Origin of the sequence: Alteromonas sp. I10 (genome assembly GCF_003201515.1) — a bacterium.
Lineage (GTDB): Bacteria > Pseudomonadota > Gammaproteobacteria > Enterobacterales > Alteromonadaceae > Alteromonas > Alteromonas macleodii.
In genome coordinates this window covers 1-1,817 of the sequence record NZ_QJJN01000024.1, presented here as the reverse complement: position 1 = coordinate 1,817, position 1,817 = coordinate 1, and the positions used below count along the sequence as shown (strand labels likewise).

Genomic DNA, 1,817 nt, shown 5'->3' with positions numbered 1-1,817 from the left:
ACGCACCTAACAAGCCAATAAACGCACTCACTACGTTCGCTGGGACGCATACACGCGGGGCGGCTTCGCCATTATGCCCCACATGTCTGCGCCCGCTATTGGAAAGTTATATGCCAAAGGAATACGGACATTATCTGGTTTAAAAAACTCAAAAGCCCTCACGTACCTTTAGGCATTCCAATAGAAGATGGATTGGCTATATTAAAAAAGATTGGCAGTCCCGTTTTTTTTGAGTCCGAAGAGGAAAGGCAATATAAAATTTCAAATGCAGCTTACAATGTAGCTATTTATGAAACTAATGGCATTGTTTCAAGTGCTTGGTACGACGATCCCATTGGAAGGTCTTGGAACCTTGGGAGACAGAAAAAAGTAAATCTATACCTTTCTCGCTACGACAATATCAGGAACTGGGAAGCTAGGCTCAATAATGGTTATATTCAGTTCTATATTAACGATACGCTTGGATTGAGCATGTCTTATGGATTACACAAAGATGTCATCAGATTTAATAAACAAGGCATATAACAACCCAATAAACTCACTCACTACGTTCGCTGGGACGCATACTCGTGGGGCGGCTGCGCCATTATGCCCCACATGTCTGCGCCCGTTATTGGAAAGTTATGTGCTTGCGTCAATTTGAAAACAAGGAAGTTTTATGAGATTCACTGATGAAGAAATGATAGCTGCGTTACAAGAATTAAACGCAAAGCAAAAACCGATGCAAGGACTCTTGGGAGCAATCATCGGAGCATTTGTCGGCTTTGTTTTTTATCTTTTCATTTCACAAATGGGAGCAGCCATTATCATTATGCTTGCTGTCCCTCCCGCATCAATTGGATTGTTTGCTCGATTTACCGGGCAAATGTATAGCTTAAAGTATAGACTTCCTGTTGGCGCAATTGGTGCATTACTTCATATCTTCGGCTGCTATATGTTGGGCCTCACCCCGCTAGCTTATATTCTTACCCCTGTTGCGTTTATCATCGCGGTTACCCTCAGCAAAGTGAAATTAGAGCGGGTTCACATTTGGGCAATTTCACAAGAGGAAATCGGGAAACTCAATGCGAAATAACGCTGTAAGTGGCTACGCACATAACAACTCAATAAACTCGCTCACTTCGTTCGCTGGGACGCATACACGCAGGGCGGCTTTGCCATTTTGCCCTACGTGCCTGCGCCCGTTATTGAAAAGTTATACGCTATGAGCATCAAGGATAGAAATGCAGCTTAAAAAACCTAAGTACCTTCTCATTACTCAAAAATCAGGGCTTAAGTTACCACTAATTTGGTGTGGTTCAGCGCTTTTAATCGGCGTGTTTACTCAAGAAATAGCAGCTGCAATCTTCATTTCATTCTCATCTTTTTTCTTAACTTGGCTTATTTGTAAACTTTCAGGCTTTTTCTTCAGCTTCCAAGAACACAGCGGCATTCTAAAAAACCATATTTACGATAACGTTTTAAAAGCAATTTGGTTTATAGCCCTGTTTTGCCTCGTAGTGAATTTCTTTAAATCTCTACTCTTAAAAACAGGAAGTGGAGCATTCTTGGGCTGTGTATTTTCAATCGTTTATTTTGCCTTTATGCTTTCTGCATCAAACTGCTGGGGTATGCACTTCGTTGAAAAACGCGTATAACAAAAAAATTAAGTCACTCACTTCGTTCGCTGGGACGCATACACGCAGGGCGGCTTCGCCATTATGCCCTACGCGCCTGCGCCCCCTTATTTAAAAGTTATGTGCTAATCTGTGTAATCAAAAATAAAAGGATTTATTTAATGAAACTACCAGCCTTCTTAATTCTAAGTATTCCTCTGC

The 1,817-nt window shown here is 41.6% G+C and carries 3 protein-coding genes; all 3 read left to right on the top strand.

All coding sequences use genetic code 11. From position 1 onward, the window contains the following. Window positions 1-192 precede the first annotated feature (192 nt). The 3 genes from BZA03_RS20280 (at window position 193) to BZA03_RS20270 (ending at window position 1,637) form a co-directional block, all read left to right on the top strand. Window positions 193-525 (top strand): hypothetical protein, encoded by a 333-nt coding sequence (locus BZA03_RS20280; RefSeq protein ID WP_258364680.1) that lies wholly within the window; start codon window positions 193-195, stop codon window positions 523-525. 133 nt (window positions 526-658) lie between these two features. After that, entirely contained in the window at window positions 659-1,075 is a 417-nt protein-coding gene (locus BZA03_RS20275) for a hypothetical protein (protein WP_049588967.1), read from the top strand. A gap of 148 nt (window positions 1,076-1,223) precedes the next feature. Beyond that, entirely contained in the window at window positions 1,224-1,637 is a 414-nt protein-coding gene (locus tag BZA03_RS20270) for a hypothetical protein (protein ID WP_110289716.1), read from the top strand. Window positions 1,638-1,817 lie beyond the last annotated feature (180 nt).

Excerpts from the sequence above, each read along its gene's own strand:
- BZA03_RS20275 (WP_049588967.1), top strand. The coding sequence starts at position 659 with ATGAGATTCACTGATGAAGAAATGATAGCTGCGTTACAAGAATTAAAC.
- BZA03_RS20270 (WP_110289716.1), top strand. The coding sequence starts at position 1,224 with ATGCAGCTTAAAAAACCTAAGTACCTTCTCATTACTCAAAAATCAGGG.